The 2,138-nt window shown below is 43.5% G+C and carries 5 protein-coding genes; all 5 read right to left on the reverse strand.

Translation table 11 applies throughout. The features are described from left to right. The coding region (locus tag MHZ97_RS22215; protein WP_239313698.1) for a hypothetical protein at positions 1-87 on the reverse strand (87 nt) is incomplete at its 3' end. Between the two features lie 21 nt (positions 88-108). After that, positions 109-225: an Imm45 family immunity protein gene (gene imm45 / locus MHZ97_RS22220; RefSeq protein ID WP_309242199.1), complete on the reverse strand. Its 117-nt coding sequence runs from the start codon at positions 223-225 to the stop codon at positions 109-111. A 337-nt stretch (positions 226-562) separates the two neighbouring features. Next, complete coding sequence (locus MHZ97_RS22230; protein ID WP_239315648.1) at positions 563-1,054, reverse strand: immunity 42 family protein; 492 nt, start codon at positions 1,052-1,054, stop codon at positions 563-565. A gap of 14 nt (positions 1,055-1,068) precedes the next feature. Beyond that, positions 1,069-1,770, reverse strand: a complete 702-nt coding sequence (locus MHZ97_RS22235; protein ID WP_239315649.1) for an N-acetylmuramoyl-L-alanine amidase — start codon at positions 1,768-1,770, stop codon at positions 1,069-1,071. 92 nt (positions 1,771-1,862) lie between these two features. Next, positions 1,863-2,138 (reverse strand): VENN motif pre-toxin domain-containing protein (locus MHZ97_RS22240; protein WP_239323871.1); only part of this gene is annotated, 276 nt, incomplete at its 5' end.

The following is a 2,138-nucleotide window of genomic DNA, read 5'->3' on the forward strand; positions in this document are numbered from 1 at the left end:
GTAGGTGGGCCAGTTGGTGATTTTGAATTTTTGCTTTGCCACGGAACGGTCTGTGTTGTCGGGAGGATGCGTGATCTGATCCTTCAACTCAGCAAAAGTTCGATTTATTCAACAAAGCCCTATAACCATAAAATCAACCCATTCCTCATATGGCCAAACCGCAGGTAACCTAAAGACCGTGCCACGCTTAATTGATTTATTTTTATAATTAACAAGTTTCCTTATTTCACCTTTAAATTATGGCCGCCTGACTTATCTATGCTGGCAGGGATTTTTTGCATAGAGAAATCAACCTCACCGAGATGATTACCTTTCGGACTGACGGTTTCAAATCTCCCATGCTGCGTATCAAGAGCATAAAGATCTCCATCTAGGCTGAACACTTCATGCAGGCCGCTTTTATCGCTTCATCAGGCGCTTTGTATGTCTCATTAATCATCGCCAGGTCTTTCGCTTCAACCAGCGTTAGTTCCTGCTTAGATAGTTGCGATTCGTGTCCGGCTATTTTTTCTCGGCTTTCTACACGTTCAGCCAGTCATTACCAATAGTGATGTTGAAGATATTAATTTTTTAGATCGGTAAGGAAAATCATTTCCTTCCTTTTAATAATTTTTATATCCTCAGGGTTAGGTAAACTATCAATCAATCTCTTCATCGTTCCTCGTGTATATCGAACTTCTTGATAACTTTTACCTGCATCCGTAGTGAAAATGAGTCGTTCCTCATTTTCATTGAAACATAAATAAAACCAGTAACCTCGACCACTTATTTCTGCAACTCCAGTGTCGAGCCAAATTATACCTTCTGGCGCACCTTCTGAAAAATCCAATTCATCTAAAGCAATGTCACCGATATCCGATACGCTTTCAATTACCTCACTATTTACACTGTCCTTTAAAAAAGATATCACAACATAAAGATCGACAGCCACGCTTTCACCTGGGAGCAGTTTTTCATTGATCACAAAATTGAACATCCCGCTTGGAGATGAATAATCAGACACCATAAACTCGAGTTGAAATGCAACTTCAAAAAAATCATCACCAATAATCATTTAATTTTCCAACGTTATTGTTTCTTCAATGCAGATTTAACATCATTCGGCAAAGTTAATGGGTTTCTTTTGTCTGCTGTGCTGCCTGCCCAATGCCAGGCCCCAGTATTGTCTGGCATGAACTGGTGTATATTTCCGCTATCATCAATGGTGTAGCGCGCCTTTTGGTTTTTTACCTTAACAGAAACTGAATTTTCAAAAAGACTTAAAGAGTTTTTCGGTTCAATACCTGCGTTACGTTGTGGATTAATTGTACACTTTGGGTTTGACTGATAATTTAGACCATTACTAACAGTTACGGGATCTTTAACTGGTATTGGGCTTCCCTTGCCACCTGTAGTCCCTGTGAACAAATTTACGTTCGTCCCCAGTTCTTTATCCGATGAGGAGATGTTAAGATTCCCCGCACTCGCACTCGCACCCGCACCCGCCATTGCCAGCGCATTATGATTACCCTTCGTACTGCTGGCAATATTCTGCTTGAAGTCATTATACTTCGATAGCATCTGCTTCATCGTCGAAGCCGCCGCGCTGCTTATTCCTGTTTTTCCACTCTCGCTTCCTTTCAAACCATACAATAGCCCGGAAATATCTGCCGCCTGGTTGATATTAATGGCCAGCGCGAACCTGTCTTTCGCTTCTTGATAGCTAATACTCTGTGATTTCGCGTAGCCTTCTATAGCGTAATCCCATTTATCAGCTGAGGTATTCGCCACTATTTGACTAACTTTGGCGTAATCTTCGCGATTCAGCTCTTTATACGTTAGCCTGCCCAGATAACCACTGTAACTATCCTGCAGACCTTGTGCTAAAGCATTCGCATCCTGACAGGCTGGCGATGCCCGTCCCTGAGAACAGGCACTCTGTACATACTTATCAACTTCGGCGTCAAGTTAGTTAGCTGGTCGTGTCGCTCTTCCAGTGCAGCCACTTCTTCAGGCGTTCCTGGATGCAGGGCCAGTCCGGTTTCTGACAGTGCAAGCTCAATGCTGTTTTTCTCCTGGGCATCTTTGCCGCTCAGCGCATTATTCTCAACCGCATTCTTCCCGGCCCCCGCCCCGGTCCCGCCTCCCAGCGTCGAATC

The organism is Pantoea sp. ACRSC (assembly GCF_022346785.1).
Classification (GTDB): domain Bacteria; phylum Pseudomonadota; class Gammaproteobacteria; order Enterobacterales; family Enterobacteriaceae; genus Pantoea; species Pantoea alvi.